13 protein-coding genes are annotated in these 15,566 nt (G+C 72.3%); 6 read left to right on the top strand and 7 right to left on the bottom strand.

Annotated elements, in window-relative coordinates; genetic code table 11:
* Window positions 1-173 precede the first annotated feature (173 nt).
* The 4 genes from DC432_RS11965 to DC432_RS11950 are packed head-to-tail and all read right to left on the bottom strand — an operon-like array spanning window position 174 to window position 5,718.
* Window positions 174-2,528 carry a glycoside hydrolase family 3 N-terminal domain-containing protein gene (locus DC432_RS11965; RefSeq protein ID WP_116538090.1) on the bottom strand — a complete coding sequence of 785 codons (2,355 nt, stop codon included), beginning with the start codon at window positions 2,526-2,528 and terminating at the stop codon, window positions 174-176.
* Between the two features lie 6 nt (window positions 2,529-2,534).
* Entirely contained in the window at window positions 2,535-3,410 is an 876-nt protein-coding gene (locus tag DC432_RS11960; protein WP_116538089.1) for a carbohydrate ABC transporter permease, read from the bottom strand.
* Window positions 3,407-4,420 carry a carbohydrate ABC transporter permease gene (locus DC432_RS11955; protein ID WP_116538088.1) on the bottom strand — a complete coding sequence of 338 codons (1,014 nt, stop codon included), beginning with the start codon at window positions 4,418-4,420 and terminating at the stop codon, window positions 3,407-3,409. The genes DC432_RS11960 and DC432_RS11955 overlap by 4 nt, the downstream gene beginning before the upstream one ends.
* An 11-nt stretch (window positions 4,421-4,431) precedes the next feature.
* Window positions 4,432-5,718, bottom strand: a complete 1,287-nt coding sequence (locus DC432_RS11950; RefSeq protein WP_116538087.1) for an extracellular solute-binding protein — start codon at window positions 5,716-5,718, stop codon at window positions 4,432-4,434.
* 201 nt (window positions 5,719-5,919) lie between these two features.
* On the opposite strand from DC432_RS11950, the gene DC432_RS11945 reads away from it, so the two are divergent.
* The 5 genes from DC432_RS11945 to DC432_RS11925 all read left to right on the top strand — a co-directional run bounded on the left by DC432_RS11945 (window position 5,920) and on the right by DC432_RS11925 (window position 11,170).
* Window positions 5,920-6,921 carry a LacI family DNA-binding transcriptional regulator gene (locus DC432_RS11945; RefSeq protein ID WP_116538086.1) on the top strand — a complete coding sequence of 334 codons (1,002 nt, stop codon included), beginning with the start codon at window positions 5,920-5,922 and terminating at the stop codon, window positions 6,919-6,921.
* Between the two features lie 81 nt (window positions 6,922-7,002).
* The gene (locus tag DC432_RS11940; protein ID WP_116538085.1) at window positions 7,003-7,509 is read left to right on the top strand and encodes a MarR family winged helix-turn-helix transcriptional regulator; all 507 of its coding nucleotides are present in this window, start codon (window positions 7,003-7,005) and stop codon (window positions 7,507-7,509) included.
* Window positions 7,506-8,360 carry a homocysteine S-methyltransferase gene (gene mmuM / locus DC432_RS11935; RefSeq protein WP_116538084.1) on the top strand — a complete coding sequence of 285 codons (855 nt, stop codon included), beginning with the start codon at window positions 7,506-7,508 and terminating at the stop codon, window positions 8,358-8,360. The genes DC432_RS11940 and mmuM overlap by 4 nt, the downstream gene beginning before the upstream one ends.
* Window positions 8,361-8,605: 245 nt before the next feature.
* Entirely contained in the window at window positions 8,606-10,015 is a 1,410-nt protein-coding gene (locus DC432_RS11930) for an aldehyde dehydrogenase family protein (RefSeq protein WP_116538083.1), read from the top strand.
* A 132-nt stretch (window positions 10,016-10,147) separates the two neighbouring features.
* The gene (locus tag DC432_RS11925) at window positions 10,148-11,170 is read left to right on the top strand and encodes a helix-turn-helix domain-containing protein (protein WP_116538082.1); all 1,023 of its coding nucleotides are present in this window, start codon (window positions 10,148-10,150) and stop codon (window positions 11,168-11,170) included.
* A 48-nt stretch (window positions 11,171-11,218) separates the two neighbouring features.
* On the opposite strand, the gene DC432_RS11920 is transcribed toward DC432_RS11925, so the two are convergent.
* Both DC432_RS11920 and DC432_RS11915 read right to left on the bottom strand, forming a co-directional pair.
* Entirely contained in the window at window positions 11,219-12,778 is a 1,560-nt protein-coding gene (locus DC432_RS11920) for a GMC family oxidoreductase (RefSeq protein ID WP_116538081.1), read from the bottom strand.
* Window positions 12,779-12,951: 173 nt separating this feature from the next.
* Window positions 12,952-13,425 (bottom strand): Lrp/AsnC family transcriptional regulator, encoded by a 474-nt coding sequence (locus DC432_RS11915; RefSeq protein WP_207770814.1) that lies wholly within the window; start codon window positions 13,423-13,425, stop codon window positions 12,952-12,954.
* A 155-nt stretch (window positions 13,426-13,580) separates the two neighbouring features.
* On the opposite strand from DC432_RS11915, the gene ald reads away from it, so the two are divergent.
* Window positions 13,581-14,666, top strand: a complete 1,086-nt coding sequence (ald, locus tag DC432_RS11910; RefSeq protein WP_116538079.1) for an alanine dehydrogenase — start codon at window positions 13,581-13,583, stop codon at window positions 14,664-14,666.
* A 315-nt stretch (window positions 14,667-14,981) separates the two neighbouring features.
* On the opposite strand, the gene DC432_RS11905 is transcribed toward ald, so the two are convergent.
* Window positions 14,982-15,566, bottom strand: a 585-nt coding sequence (locus tag DC432_RS11905) for a response regulator (RefSeq protein WP_116538078.1), incomplete at its 5' end; no start/stop codon positions are given.

Below are 15,566 nucleotides of genomic sequence, written 5' to 3'. Positions count from 1 at the left end.
CCTTCCGCGGCGTCTATGGCGTGGACCCACGCTAACGCGGATGCGGGTCCGGTTCGCCGCGCGACGGCATCCCGACCGCCCCATGAACCTGCTGAGTGTCCAGGACGCGCCGGGCGCGTGCGCGCGGAGGCGGCGTGTCCTGGACACTCGAGCGGAAGGGGGCGGGGGCGGGGTCAGACCCGGCGCACCTCGACCTCGACCAGGCGGGCGTCGTCGGCGCCCAGCTCGTAGGTCGGCCCGGTGATGCGCACGCCCACGGCCTCGTCGACGACGGCGCACGAGGGGCCGAGGCGCAGCTCGACCTCTCCGGCCTCGACGACGCGGCGCAGCGCCCGATCGCTGTAGGCCAGCCGCGAGGCCGGCACGGTGAACCGCACCTCGGCGCTCTCGCCCGGTTCGAGCTCCACGCGGGCGTACGCCACCAGCTGCGCGACCGGCCGCGTGACGCTGGCCACCGCGCGGTGCGCGTACACCTGCACGACGTCGGCCCCGTGCCGGGCGCCGGTGTTGGTGACACGAGCCGACACGGTGAACGCGTCTCCCGCGCGGACCTCGGCGGAGGTTCCCGAGGCCGGGACCGCATCGTCGGCGCGTGACGGGACGGCAACGACCCCATCCACCGACAGGCCGGCGCGCTCGAACGTCGTGTACGACAGTCCGAAGCCGAAGGGGCGCACGGGCGTCGGGTCGGTGCTCGTCACGCCCGAGGGCCCGCCGAGCAGCGGGTGCAGGTACGAGTACGGCTGCGCCCCCGCCGAGCGCGGCAGCGACACGGGCAGGCGCCCCGAGGGGGTGGCATCCCCCGCCAGCAGGGCCGCCAATGCCGGGCCGCCCTCCTCGCCCGGGAAGAAGGCCTGCAGCACGGCGGCGGGACCGGCCGCGGTGTCGAGCGCCCAGTCCAGGGCGTACGGACGTCCGGTCAGCAGCACGAGCACGACCGGGGTGCCCGTGGCCACGACGGCCTCGACCAGCTGACGCTGCACGCCCGGCAGGTCGAGCGAGTCGGCGTCGTTGCCCTCGCCGACGGTGCCCCGCCCGAACAGTCCCGCGCGGTCGCCCACCACGACGATCGCGACGTCGGCCTCGCGGGCCGTCGCCACCGCGGCATCCAGCCCGGACAGGTCGGATCCCTCGACCGCGCAGCCCTGCGCATACGACACCTCGCCGAAGCGCTCCGCGAGAGCATCGCGCACCGTCGGCAGCGAGAAGCCGAGCGGCACCCCCGGGTGATGAGCGAGGACGTGGTTCGCGAACGAATAGCAGCCCATCAGCGCGTCGGTGCTGTCGGCGTTCGGGCCAATCAGAGCCACACGGCCGGGAGCGCGCAACGGCAGCACGCCGTCGTTGTGCAGCAGCACGACCGACTGTTCCGCCAGGCGGCGGGCGAGCGCCCGGTGCGCGGCGTCGTCGAGGTCGACGTCGGTCGGGGGCGTCGAGAAGTCGGCATCCAGCAGTCCGAGCTCCTCCTTCTCGGCGAGCACACGCACTACGGCGCGGTCGACGACCGCCTGGTCGAGGGCGCCGGATGCCACCCGCTCGGCCAGGTGCGGATACGCGTCCGGTCCGGGAAGCTCCACGTCGATCCCGGCCTCGAGGGCCAGCTGCGCCGCCTCGCCACGATCGGCCGCGACGCCGTGCATCGAGCGGAGGAACTCGACGGCGAAGTAGTCCGAGACGACCGTGCCGTCGAAGCCCCACTGCCGTCGCAGCAGGTCGGTCAGCAGCTCGCGCGACGAGGCCACGGGCACGCCGTCGATCTCGGTGTACGAGTTCATGACGCTGCGCACCCCGCCGTCGCGGACGGCCATCTCGAACGGGGGCAGGAAGACGTCCTGCAGCTCGCGCGGTCCCGCGTGCACGGGGGCGTGGTTGCGACCGGCGCGAGAGCCCGAGTACCCGACGAAGTGCTTGAGCGTCGCGTGGACGCCCGCGGCCTGCAGGCCCCGCACGTACGCGGTGCCGATGGTGCCGACGACGTACGGGTCCTCGGCGATGCACTCGTCGACGCGTCCCCACCGGGCGTCGCGCACCACGTCGAGCACCGGGGCCAGGCCCTGGTGGACCCCCACCTCGCGCATCGAGCGTCCGATCGCGGATGCCATGAGCTCGACCGCCTCGGGGTCGAACGACGCGCCCCAGGCGAGCGGGGTGGGGAAGGTCGCGGCCTTCCACGCCGCGAAGCCGGTCAGGCACTCCTCGTGGACGAGGGCGGGGATGCCCAGTCGCGTCTCGGTCTGCAGGCGCCGCTGCTCGCCCCACAGCCACGCGGCCCGTTCCACGGGGTCGACGGGGCGGGTGCCGTACACGCGCGTGAGGTGGCCCAGGCCGTGCACCGTGGCATCCGCGTAGGCCGTCGACGTGACCTTCTCGCCCGAGAGGGGGGCGACGACCTCGTCGCCCTGGTCGACCCAGTACCCGACCAGCTGCGCGAGCTTCTCGTCGAGGGTCATTTCGGCGACGAGCGCCTGGACGCGGGCCGAGACTCCCGGTGCGCGGGCAGCGCCGACGTCGGTGTGGTGGATGGTCATGTCTGGTCAGCCCTTCACGGCGCCGGTGAGGCCGCCGACGATCCGACGCTCGAACACGCTGAAGAACAGCAGTGCCGGGATCATCGACAGCGAGGTGAACGCGAGCACGCGGGCGGTGTCGACGGAGTACTGCGAGGCGAACGCCTGCGTCCCGAGCGGCAGCGTGTACGCGGCTTCGTTGTTGAGGATGAACAGCGGGAGCATGTACGAGTTCCAGCTGTTGACGAAGGCCAGGATGCCGACGGTCACCACCGCGGGGACGGCGAGCGGCAGCACCATGCGCCAGAAGAAGCCGAGGCGGCCGAGGCCGTCGATCGAGGCGGCCTCCTGCAGCTCGTGGGGGATGGCCGACAGGAACGGCGAGAGGATGATGATGGTCAGCGGCAGCGCGAAAGCGATCTGCGGGATCACGACGCCGGCGAGCGAGTTCATCAGGCCGAGGTTGCGCACCAGGATGTACAGCGGCGTGATCGCGACCGTCATCGGGAACATCAGCCCGGCCGTGAACAGCGCGAAGACCACGCCGCGCCCGCGGAAGCGGTAGCGGGCCAGGGCGAAGGCGGCCATCAGGCCCAGGGCCACGACGAACACGGTCGTGGCGATCGCCGCGATCGCGGAGTTGCCGACCTGCCCCCAGAACACGCCGCTGGCGAGGACGTCGGCGTAGTTCTGCCAGTTCCACGTGGTCGGCAGGCCGGCCGGGTCGACGGTGATCTCGGCATTCGAGCGGAAGCCGCCGAGGATGATGTAGACCACCGGCGCGAGCATCATGCCGATCAGCAGCAGAGCGACGAAGCCGACGAGGATCGAGGACGACCGCTTGGAGCCCGCTGCGACGCGGCGCGGGGCCTTCGGGGTGACGAGGGTGGCGGTGGCGGTCATTTGGTGCCTCCGGTGAGGGCGCCCGCGGTGTCGCGTCGCAGCACGAAGCGCTGGTAGACGAGGGCGACGGCGAGCGAGATGAGGAACATCACCACGGCGACGGCGCTGCCGTAACCGAAGCTGCCGGCGTTGCGGCCGTTGGCGACCATGTAGGTCGCCATGGTGGAGGTCCCGGCGGTCGAGGCCACGTACTGGCCCCAGATGATCCAGACCAGGTCGAACAGCTGCAGCGAGCCGATGATCGACAGGAACGCCCAGACGCGGATGGTCGGACCCATGAGCGGCAGCACGATGTGCCTCTGGATCTGCCAGTACGACGCCCCGTCGATCGCCGCTGCCTCGCTGAGCTCCTCCGGGATGCCCTGCAGGCCGGCGAGGAACAGGATCACGGCGAAGCCGATGTACTTCCACGTGATGATGATGAGCAGCGTCCAGATCGCCAGCGCGGGGTCCGAGATCCAGTCGGCGCGGAGGGCGCCGAGACCGATCTTGTCCAGGGCGCCGTTGAGCGCTCCGCCCGACTGCAGCAGCAGGCCCCAGCCGAGACCGACGACGACCTCGGAGATGACGTAGGGCACGAAGATCAGCACGCGGATGAGCGACTGCGCGCGCATCTTGCGGTTCAGCAGCAGCGCCAGGCCCAGGGCGAGGGGGCCTTGCAGGACGAGCGAGCCGACGACGATCAGGGCGTTGTGGCCCAGGGCATCGTGGAAGGCGGGGTCGGTGAGGATCGTGACGTAGTTCTGGATGCCGACGAAGTCGACGGGGGTGCCGAACCCCGACCACCGGTAGAAGCCGTAGTAGGCCGCGAGGACGACGGGGAGGATGACGAACGACACGAAGACCACGAGCGCGGGGCCCAGGAGGATCGCGAGTTCGCCGCGGATGCGCCAGTTCTCGAGGCGGCGCCGCGCGGGCGGCCGCCCGGCCGAGGGGGCGCGGCGAGCGCCCTCCCCGGCCGGGCGGCGAGACCCGGCGTCGGTCGCCGAGGTGGCGAGCTGGGTGGTCATGTGCGTCGTCCTCAGCGCGCGGCGGCGGCGTTGACGGCGTCGACGATGCCCTGCGGGCTTCCCTGGCCGGCGAAGAGGTCCACGACGGCCACGTTCAGCGCGTTGCCGACGTTCTGTCCGTAGAGCGTGTCGAGCCAGACCGAGACGTAGGGCGCGTCGGTGTAGGCCTTCAGCGCCGACTGCAGGGCCGGGGTGGTGACGGCCGCGGTCGCCTCGCTCGAGGCGGGGATCGTCTGGAAGGCGTCGGCGTAGCGCTCCTGGTTCTCCTGGTTGACGGCGAAGTTCAAGAAGTCGGTGCACTGCGCGGGGGCGTTGACCCAGCACGCGTAGCCGTCGACGCCGCCCATGATGGCGCCTTCTTCTCCGTCGCCACCGGGAACCTCGGGGAAGGGGAACCAGCCGAGGTCGGGCAGGGGCTGCTCGTCGGGCGTCAGCGAGGCGATGACACCGGGGTTCCAGGCGCCCATGAGCTCCATGGCCGCCTGCCGGTTGGCGAGCAGGCCGGCCGAGGATCCGGCGCCCTGCTGCGCGGCGGTGGTGAGGAAGCCGTCGTTGAACGGCTGGGTGGCCAGGAACGACTGCAGGTTCTCGCCCGCCTCGATCCAACACGGGTCGTCGAAGCTGCGGCTCGAGGCGGCCTCGTCGAGGACGTCCTTGGCGCAGGCGCGCAGCGCGAAGTTGTAGTACCAGTGGGCGGCGGGCCAGGCGTCCTTCGCGCCGACGGCGATCGGGGCGACGCCCGTGGCGCGGATCTTGGCGTTGGCGGCTTCGAGGTCGTCGATCGTGGCGGGGGCGGTGGTGACGCCCGCGGCCGACAGGAGGTCCTGAGAGGTGAAGATGCCCGAGGGCAGCACCGCGACGGGCATGCCGTAGTTCTTGCCGTCGACCTCGAACGCGCCGAGCGAGTTGCCCAGGGCGGCCTTCGCCTCGGGCGTGATCTTGTCGGTGAGGTCCATCGCCTGCCCGGCGGCGACGATGTCGGCGAGCTTTCCGCCTCCGCGGGCCATGAAGATGTCGGGGGCGTCGCCGGCGTTCAGCGCGGTCTGCAGCTTGCCGTCGACCTCTTCGTTCTGCAGCGCCTGGATCTCGATCGTGACGCCGGGGTTGGCGGCTTCGAACGCGGCCGCGGTGTCCTCCCAGTACTTCTTGCCGTCGCCGGTGGTGGAGTTGTGCCACATCGTCAGGGTGACGCTGCCGTCGGCGTTCTGTCCGCCGGAGCCGCCGGCGGCGCAACCGCCGAGGGCGAGGGTGCCGGCGACGGCGAGGGCCGTTCCGGCGATGATCTTGCGCGTGTTCATGTGATGCCCGTTTCTCTTCGTCGAGTGCGTCGCGGGACGCGTCGGTGTCGGCTGCTCTGCCGGTGTCGCGGGCCGTTCGTCACGGCCGTTCGTTCGTTCCCCGATGGGTGTGCGGCCCGCCGAGGTGTCAGCAGTGTCGCCCGGACGCGAAGGACTCGTCAAACGTTTTCGAAAATGATTTCCACGCTAGGGTCGGATGCCATGAACAGGCGTGCCACGATCCACGACGTCGCGGCGGCGGCCGGGGTGTCGGTGGCCACGGTGTCCAAAGCGGTCAACGGTCGCTACGGCGTCTCGCCCCAGACCGTGGGGCGCGTGCTCGATGCGGTCGAGGCCCTCGGCTACGAGTCCAGCCTCGTCGCCAGCAGCATGCGGTCGCGGCGCACCGGGGTGATCGGGGTGCTCGTCGCCGGTATCGAGCCCTTCTCGGCCGAGATCCTCAAGGGCGTCGGGGGAGCGCTGTCCGGCACCGGCTACGACCTGCTGGCCTACACCGCCGCCCGTCGCGACGGCGAGGGGTGGGAGCGCCGCTCGCTCAGCCGGCTGAGCGGCACCCTCATCGACGCCGCGATCATCGTCACCCCCACGGTCGTGACCGTCTCGGGCGAGGTGCCCATCGTCGCGATCGACCCGCACACGGGTCGTGGCGACCTGCCCACGGTCGAGTCCGACAGCTACACCGGGGCGCAGCAGGCCGTCCACCATCTCGTGCAGCTGGGGCACCGTCGGATCGGTTTCATCGCCGGTCGCCCCGACCTGCGCTCCGCGGTGGCCCGCGCCTCGGGCTATCGTGCCGGGCTCTCGGCCGCCGGCATCCCGTTCGATCCGGCCCTGGTCGGGGTGGGCCGCTACGAGCAGGACGTCGCGCGCGAGGCCGCGCACGCGATGCTCTCGCTCGACGACCCGCCGACGGCGGTGTTCGCGGCGAACGACCTGTCGGCCCTGTCGATCGTCGAGGTCGCGCGCGAGCGGGGGCTGCGCGTGCCCGACGACCTGTCCGTCGTCGGCTTCGACGACGTGCCCGAGGCCGCGCGGGCGCAGCCCGGGCTCACCACGGTCGGCCAGCCGATGAAACGCCTGGGCGCCGAGGCGGTGCGCATGGTCCTCGCCCTGCTGGCGGGAGAGCCCCTCGCGCAGACGCACATCGAGCTGCCCACGCGGCTGGTCGCGCGCGGGACGACGGCTCCGCCGCGCTCGCGCTGACCCGGCGTCTTGCCCGCCCACCCGGCATCCATCCCCGGCACGCCGCGCCGCACCACCCCGCCGCTCCGGTACCGTCGAAGAATGCCTACCGCGAGCAGTAAAGACGACGAGGTCGACCTCCTCATCGACGCCTGGTCGCAACTGCTGCCCGAGGTCGATCTCACGCCCCTCGACGTCATGTCGCGCCTGCGTCGTGCGGCGTTCCACCTGTCCAAGCTGCGCGCCAAGGCGTTCGCCAGCGCGGGCATCGCGGTGTGGGAGTTCGACGTGCTCGCGGTCCTGCGCCGCGCGGGCACCGAGCTCAGCGCCACGCGCCTGATCACGGCGACGATGATCGGCAGCGCCGCGATGACGAACCGTCTCGACAAGCTCGCCGAGCGCGGTCTGGTGCACCGGCGTCCCAATCCCTCGGACGGCCGGGCGATCCTCGTCGCCATCACCCCCGAGGGGATCGAACGGGTGGATGCCGCGATGACCGAGCTCGTGCGGCTCGAGGCCGAGGCCCTGCGCGACGTCAGTCGCGGCGATCAGGCCCTGCTCGCGAGCGCCCTGCGCGTGCTCGCCGCGGGCGAGACGCACGAGGCGTGATCGCCCTCGCCGCCGCCCTGACAGACCGTCCCGTCGTCCTGGACGGCGGGCTCGGCACGCTGCTCGAGTCGCGCGGCAACGACGTGACCAGCGCGCTGTGGTCGGCGCGGGTGCTGCGCGACGACCCCGACGAGGTGCGCGCCGCCCACGCCGAGTTCGTCGCCGCCGGTGCCGAGGTCGTCATCACCGCGTCGTACCAGCTGGGTTTCGGGGGCGACATCCCCGACGCCGAGGTCGAGACGCTCCTGCGGCGTTCGGTGTCGGTCGCGCGCGACGCCGGTGACGTCGTGGTCGCGGCATCCGTCGGTCCCCTGGGGGCGCTGCGCGCCGACGGGAGCGAGTACACCGGCGCGTACGGCCTCTCGCTCGACGACCTGCGCGCGGCCCACCGTCGACGGTTGCACGTGCTCGCCGAGACCGGGGCCGACGTGCTCGCGGTCGAGACCATCCCCTCGCCGCTCGAGGTCGAGGCCCTCGCTCTGGAGCTCGCCGACGTCGACGTGCCCGCGTTCGTGAGCCTGTCGGGCGACAGCTCGGGCTTCGCCGCCCCCGGCTCGCGCGCCCGGGCGCTGCAGCTCGTCGCCTCGGTTCCCGGCGTGATCGCGGTGGGCGTCAACTGCTGCGCGCCCGCGTCGGTGGGTGCCGCTCTGGCCGAGGCCCCGGGCATCCCGCTCGTCGCCTACCCCAATACCGGCGAGACCTGGGATGCCGCGACCCGCACCTGGCACGGGGGAGCCGCCGCGCTGGCCGATGACGCCCCCGCGTGGGTCGCCGCCGGGGCGCGGTTGGTCGGCGGGTGCTGTCGATCCACCCCCGCCGACATCGCGGCGATCGCGGCGGCGATTCGCTGACGCCCGCGCGTCCGTCGCGACCCCCGTCACCCGGCGGGGGAGTGGTCGCGGCCGACTTCGGTGGGCGTTCCGGCTCCTCCCTCGATACGGGGCGGGGTGACCGCGGGACGGGTGAGCGATGCCCGCACGACGCCGTGCGCGCATGACGCTGTGCGCGGCGTGCACACCCTGCCGCCGCACGGCGGGAGCGGCGAGGGGCGTGCGTACGCTGACGGCGACCGCTACACCGCCGTAGGAGGAACCCCGTGAGCACCACCGTCACCACCCTCGACACCCCCACCGACTCCGCGTCCGCGAGGCGTCCGATTCCGGATGCCGCGACGCGCGAGATCATCGGGTACGCCCCCGTCCACACGGTCGACGACCTCGACCGCGCGATCGCCGCCGCACGTGCCGCGCAACCCGCCTGGGCCGCCCTGGGGCACGAGGAGCGTCGCCGGCGCCTCAACGCCGTCGCCGACAACATCGAGGCCCGCGCCGAGGAGCTCGCGCACCTGCTCTCGCGCGAGCAGGGCAAGCCGTTGAACGGTCCCAACGCGCGCTTCGAGGTGGGCGCGTGCGCGATCTGGACGCGATCGGCCGCCGACACCCCTCTCGAGCCCGAGGTCGTGTTCGACGACGGGACCACGCACGCCGAGGTGCATTACGACCCGCTCGGGGTGGTGGGGGCGATCGGCCCGTGGAACTGGCCGATGATGATCTCCGTCTGGCAGATCGCTCCGGCGCTGCGCATGGGGAACACCGTCGTGGTCAAGCCGAGCGAGTTCACCCCTCTGTCGGTGATCGCCCTCGCCGACGTCTTCAACGCTCACCTGCCCGAGGGAGTGCTCTCGGTCGTCTCGGGGGACCGCGAGGTGGGGGCCGCCGTCGCCGGGCACCCCGGTCTCGACAAGATCATGTTCACCGGGTCGACCGCGACCGGGCGCCGCGTCGTCGAAGCATCGGCTCACAACCTCGCCCGTCTCACCCTCGAGCTCGGCGGCAACGATGCAGGGATCGTGCTCCCCGGCACCGACCTGGCGGCGGTCGCCGAGGGGTTGTTCTGGGGGATCTTCCTCAACACCGGGCAGACGTGCGCGGCGTTGAAGCGCCTGTACGTGCACTCGTCGCAGTACGACGAGGTCGTCGAGGCGCTCGCGGGACTCGCCCGCGCGATGCCGATGGGCAATGGTCTCGACGAGGCCAACGTGCTCGGGCCGCTCCAGAACGAGAAGCAGTTCGACATCGTCCGTCGTCTCGTCGACGACGCCCGCGACCGTGGGGCCCGCATCGTGACGGGAGGGCGCGCGGCCACCGAGCTCGGACCTCTGTTCTATGAGACGACCGTCGTCGCCGACATCTCGGACGGGACCCCCCTCGTCGATGAGGAGCAGTTCGGGCCCGTCGTCCCCGTCATCCGATACGACGACGTCGACGACGCCGTCGCGCGCGCCAACCGGTCGAGCCAGGGGCTGGGAGCCTCGGTGTGGTCGTCCGATCTGGAGGCCGCCACGGCCGTCGCCGCGCGGTTGCAGGCCGGAACCGTGTGGATCAACCAGCACGGCGCGATCAACCCGAACGTCCCGTTCGGCGGGGTCAAGGCGTCGGGTTACGGGCAGGAGTTCGGCGCGGCGGGGCTCAAGGCCGTCGCGGCCCCGAAGGTGATCCAGCGCTGAACACCCCTCATCGCCCGCCCGGGCTGCTTTGCTGACCGAAGGGTCAGGAAAGGGCTCGGGCGGGCGTATGCTGTCTGCACATTCCGGCGCTCCCGAGCCGGACGCTCACCGCATCGACGCGAGGAGACGATCATGGACACCTCTTCCGGGCGGACGTCCCGGCGGCTCGAGGCCCCGGCCGCGCCGACGCTCGCCGCCGCCAGGGCACCGCTGCAGCCGTTGGGCCCGTGGGCGGATGCCGTCACCCGCAGCTTCGTGCCGCTGATCACCCACGCCCCTTGGGGCGACGCCGCGGAGCGCTTCCGCGGCAGGCTCAGCGCGCAGCAGCTCGGCGGCACACGCGCGAGCATCGTGGCGGGATCGTCGGTCGGGGTCGCGCGCACTCCTCGCGAGATCGCGCGGGAGAACCCGGGCTACATCAAGGTGGGCGTCCAGCTCGGCGGGTCGGGAGTGATCACCCAGGACGGGCGCGACGCGGTGCTGCGGGCCGGTGACTTCGCCGTCTACGACACCACGCGACCGTATGCCCTGCGCTTCGACGAGCCTTTCCGCATGTTCGTCCTGATGTTCCCGATCGAGGCGCTGCACGTCGATCGCGGTGTCCTGCGTGCTCACACCGCCACCCGCTTCGGCGGCGGTGGGGCAACCGCGGCCGGCGTCGAGGGGCTCGCGTCGGGCTTCCTCTGCGCCCTCGGCGACGCGGTCGACAGGGAGATCCTCGCCGACCGGCTGTCGATCTCGGATGCGGCCTTCGACCTGCTCGTCGCGGCACTCACCGAGAGGGCCGACGCGGACGGCGAGGGAGCGGCATCCGCCCAGCGGCGGGTCCTGTCCACGCGTGTCGACGCGTTCATCGCCGCGCATCTCGGCGATCCGCACCTGTCGGTGCCCGACATCGCCCGTGCTCATCACATCTCGGTCCGCGCGCTGCAGAAGCTCTTCGAGGGGCGCGGTGAGACCGTGAGCGGGTGGATCCGGCAGCGTCGGCTCGAACAGACCCGCCGCGATCTGGCCAATGCGGCGCTCGTCGACCGATCGATCGCGGCCATCGGCGCCAGCTGGGGGTTCACCGACGCCGCGGCCTTCTCGCGGGCCTTCAAGAACGCGTACGGACTGACGCCTCGCGAGTACCGGGCGGCGGGTCTGCGCCCGTGATCTGCGCACCGGCGCGCCGGGTCTTGACCTCAGCGCGCCGGCGCGGTCTCAGATCGCTGCCAGGGATTCGACGCGCGCGGCGGTGGCGCCCAGCAGGAGGTCGGCGGCTTTCTCGCCGATCATGATCGACGGGGCGTTGGTGTTCGCGCTCGGGACGAACGGCATCACCGACGCGTCGGCTACACGGAGGCCATCGATGCCGTGCACGCGCAGCGACGGGTCGACGACGCTGGCCGGGTCGGAGCCCATCCGGCAGGTACCGACCTGGTGGTGGTAAGTGCCGACGGTCCGGCGCGCGAACGCCCGCAGATCGTCGCGGCTGACGACCTCGGCCCCGGGGGCGAACTCCTCGGCGCGGAACGGCGCGAACGCGTCCTGGGCTCCGACACGTCGGGACAGCTCGATGGCATCCACCATCGCCTCGAGGTCGCGCTCGTCGGCGAAGATCTGCGGATCGACGAGGGGCGCCACAGCCGGGTCGGCTGCCTCGAGGCGGATGGTCCCTCGCGAGTAGGGTCGCACGATCCCGGCGACGATCGTGTAACCCTGCGCCGGGGCGGCGCCGCCGTCGGTCGGGTAGGGCATGTGGATGAACAGCGGCTGCAGGTCGGGGGCGGTGCCGCTGCACACGGACGAGCGGGCGAACAGCTGCGCTTCGAGCAGGTTCCACCGGCCGTCGCGCACGGGGTCCTTCGCGGAGTACAGGATGCTCACGAGCAGGTGGTCGTGGAGATTCTCGCCCACCCCGGGCAGATCGGCGACGACGTCGATGCCGAGGTCGTCGAGGTGCGCGCGCGGGCCGATACCCGACCGCAGCAGGATCGCCGGCGAACCGATCGCTCCCGCTGAGACGATCACTTCGCGAGAGGCCCGGAACAGCACGCGCTCGCCGTCGACGACGGCCTCGACTCCCACTGCTCGTCCGTTCTCCACGACCACGCGGTCCACGAGGGCTCCCGTGGTCACCGCCAGCGAGGGGGTGTCGCCGAGGGGTGCGACGTACGCCTGCCAGGCGCTGTGGCGTCTCCCGTCCTTCGTGGTGGTGTGGTTGAAGCCCACGCCGTCCAGCGATTCGCGGTTGAAGTCGTCGGTGGGCGCGAGGCCGGCCTGCACCCCGGCCGCCACGAAGGCCGAGGCGAGGGGGTGCCGGCGCTCTTCGGGGATGCGCTCGACATGCAGGGGGCCGCCCTCGCCGTGGAACGCGCTCGCACCGTCCGCGTGGTCCTCGGCGCGCAGGAAGTAGGGCAGGACGTCGTCCCACGACCATCCCTCCGCGCCCGCCTGCTCCCATCCGTCATAGTCGGTGCGGTCGCCGCGCATGTAGATCATCCCGTTGAGCGAACTCGACCCGCCGAGCGTCTTGCCGCGGGGCCAGTAGACGCTGCGTCCGCCGAGGTGCTCCTGCGGCGTGGTCATGACCATCCAGTCGTTCTCCCCGGTCAGCAGCCAGGGCCAGCCCTGGGGGGAGTGGATGTGGGGGCTGTCGTCGGGGCTGCCGGCCTCGAGTACGTGCACCCGGTATCCGGCGTCGATCAGGCGCCGCGTGATCGCGCTGCCCGCAGAACCCGCTCCGACGACGACGTAGTCGGACTCGACGATCTCTGACATGGACGTTCCTCCTTCGATCGCGGGCTCCGTCGCCCGCGTCCCTCGATCCTCGTCGGGACGGCCGTCGGCGCGTACGACGCATGCGCACCGGGCTGTGCCCGGCGTGCATGTTCCGACCGCCGGCCGGGCACCCGCCGCGGTGGCCCGCACGTCGGCCGGGCGGGCGGGCCCGTTCAGTCGAAGTCCGCCGCCAGGGCGTTGCGGTGGTACTCGAAGATGATGCTCGTCCGGGTGGATGCCACGCTGTGCCGCGCCGAGAGGTGATCGACGACGAAACGGCGAACGGCCGAAGAATCGTCGACGGCGATGTGCACGAGGAAGTCGTCCGCCCCGCCCAGGAAGAACAGCTGGATCACGTCGGGGTGCCGCCTGATCTCGTGCGCGAAGGCGCGGATGCTCTCCTGCCGCTGGCCCGGTCGGAGCGTGACGCCGACGATCGCCTGCAGTCCCCGGCCCAGGCGGCTCTGGTCGACGGCGGCGTGGAAGCCGGTGATCAACCCGCGCTCCAGCAGCGCGCGCACGCGGGCATGGGCGGTGGATGCCGCCACCCCCAGCGCCTCGGCCAGTGCGGCGTTCGTCATGCGGGCGTCGGCCGAGAGCAGCTCGATGATCCGGGCGTCGAGCGGGTGCAGGTCGTCGTCGTTCACCGTAGATCCTTCGCCGGGAGCGGGTGGGGGAGGTCTCGGCATCCGACTCTAATCGCAGGAGGGCGCGTGGGGTCGAAGGATATTCGGAGAAACACCCACGAAACACTTCTTTCTGCGATTCTCTCGGCATCGCTCATCCGCTCGAGGAGGAACCCATGCGCGTGTCCGTGCCCACCGAGATCAAGAACAACGAGAACCGTGTCGCCATGACGCCCGCGGGGGTCGACGCTCTCGTCCACCGCGGCCACGAGCTGTTCGTCCAGGCGGGAGCGGGCGAGGGCAGCGGCTTCTCGGACGAGCAGTACCGCGCCGCCGGCGCCGAGATCGTCGCCACGGCCGACGAGACGTGGGCGCGGGCCGAACTGCTGGTCAAGGTCAAGGAGCCGATCGCCCCCGAGTACGCTCACCTGCGCTCCGACCTGACGCTCTTCACCTACCTGCACCTCGCCGCGGACCGTCCGCTGACCGACGCCCTGATGGCGGCGGGGACCACGGCCGTGGCCTACGAGACGGTCCAGACGCCCGACCGCGCGCTGCCGCTGCTCGCGCCGATGAGCGAGGTCGCCGGCCGCCTGTCGATCATCGAGGGCGCCCATCACCTGCTCCGCGCGTCGGGCGGGCGGGGACTGCTGCCCGGCGGCGTCCCCGGAACCCCGCGGGCGAAGGTCGTCGTGATCGGCGGCGGCGTCGGGGGCGAGCACGCCGCGGCCAACGCCCTGGGGCTGGGGGCTCGCGTGACGGTCGTCGACATCTCGCTGCCCAAGCTCCGTCAGCTCGAGGAACGTTTCGGCGGCGCGATCGAGACCCGCGCGTCCACCCGCCTCGAGATCGCCGAGCAGCTGGCCGACGCCGACCTGGTCATCGGTTCGGTGCTCATCCCGGGCGCCGCGGCCCCCAAGCTCGTCACGGACGACATGGTCGCCGCGATGAAGCCCGGCTCGGTCCTCGTCGATATCGCGATCGACCAGGGTGGCTGTTTCGAGGGGTCGCGCCCCACGACCCACGATGCGCCGACGTTCCGCGTGCACGAGGCGCTGTACTACTGCGTCGCCAACATGCCCGGCGCCGTTCCGCACACCTCGACCCGTGCCCTGTCGAACGCCACGCTGCCCTACATCACGCGCATCGCCGACAGCGGGTGGGAGGCCGCCGCCGCGGCGGATCCCGCTCTCGCGAAGGGGCTCAACGTGCGCGCCGGCGTCGTCGTGAACGAGGGCGTCCGCGCCGCCTTCGACCTCTGACCCCCGCCCGCCCCCGCCCGGCATCCGCCCGCCCCCGCCCCGCCCGCCCCCGCCGTCGTCCCGCCCCGCCCGGCATCCCCCTGTCGAGTGTCCAGGACACGCCGTAGGCGGGGAGCGCCGGCCGGCGTTTCGTGGACACTCACGCCCGCGAGGGCGACTCGCGTGAGGCGGGGGCGCCGGGCGGTGCCCGCCGGCGCCCGCCTTCGTCGAGTGTCCAGGACACGCCGTCGGCGGGGAGCGCCGGCCGGCGTTTCTTGAACACTCGAGCGAAGGGAGAGGCGCGTCGGGCGGCGCTCCCGGGAGCGGGAGCGAGGGTCAGCGCACCCAGGCGTAGGTGATCTCGGGGCGTCCCTGACCGCCGTAGCGCGGGACGCGGCGGACGCGGCCGACGTCGGCGAGGTGCTCGAGGTACCGCCGTGCGGTGACGCGGGACATGCCCTCGCTCTCGCCGACCTCGGTCGACGACACCGCCCCGTCGGCGGTGCGGACCCGCTCGGCGACCGCCTGCAGCGTCTCGTCGCTCAGCCCCTTCGGCATCGCCGGGGCCGCGACCGTGCGCAGTGACCCGAGCAGAGCGTCGACCTCGGACTGGGTGGCGTCGCCCGCGGCGCGGTCCAGGCCCTCGACGTACGTCCGGTACGCCTCGAGCCGCTCGCGGAACGCCGCGAACGCGAACGGTTTGATCAGGTACTGCACGACGCCGGTCGACACCGCGGCGCGGACAGTCGCGGCATCCCGCACCGCCGTGACCGCGATGATGTCGACCCCCGATCCCATCGCCCGCACGCGTCGCGCGACGTCGAGGCCCCCGCCGTCGGGCATGGTCATGTCGAGCAGCACCAGGTCGACGCGCCGCCCGGGGTCGGTGATCGCCGTCAGTGCGGCGCGCKCGACCTGGTG

This window comes from Microbacterium testaceum (assembly GCF_003075375.1).
Classification (GTDB): domain Bacteria; phylum Actinomycetota; class Actinomycetes; order Actinomycetales; family Microbacteriaceae; genus Microbacterium; species Microbacterium testaceum_E.
The sequence above is the reverse complement of the archived record's forward strand: the minus strand, read 5'-3'. Positions and strand labels throughout refer to the sequence as shown.

Excerpts from the sequence above, each read along its gene's own strand:
- ald (WP_116538079.1), top strand. The coding sequence starts at position 13,581 with ATGCGCGTGTCCGTGCCCACCGAGATCAAGAACAACGAGAACCGTGTC.
- DC432_RS11955 (WP_116538088.1), bottom strand. The coding sequence starts at position 4,420 with ATGACCACCCAGCTCGCCACCTCGGCGACCGACGCCGGGTCTCGCCGC.
- DC432_RS11940 (WP_116538085.1), top strand. The coding sequence starts at position 7,003 with ATGCCTACCGCGAGCAGTAAAGACGACGAGGTCGACCTCCTCATCGAC.
- DC432_RS11950 (WP_116538087.1), bottom strand. The coding sequence starts at position 5,718 with ATGAACACGCGCAAGATCATCGCCGGAACGGCCCTCGCCGTCGCCGGC.
- DC432_RS11960 (WP_116538089.1), bottom strand. The coding sequence starts at position 3,410 with ATGACCGCCACCGCCACCCTCGTCACCCCGAAGGCCCCGCGCCGCGTC.
- DC432_RS11920 (WP_116538081.1), bottom strand. The coding sequence starts at position 12,778 with ATGTCAGAGATCGTCGAGTCCGACTACGTCGTCGTCGGAGCGGGTTCT.
- DC432_RS11945 (WP_116538086.1), top strand. The coding sequence starts at position 5,920 with ATGAACAGGCGTGCCACGATCCACGACGTCGCGGCGGCGGCCGGGGTG.
- DC432_RS11925 (WP_116538082.1), top strand. The coding sequence starts at position 10,148 with ATGGACACCTCTTCCGGGCGGACGTCCCGGCGGCTCGAGGCCCCGGCC.
- DC432_RS11965 (WP_116538090.1), bottom strand. The coding sequence starts at position 2,528 with ATGACCATCCACCACACCGACGTCGGCGCTGCCCGCGCACCGGGAGTC.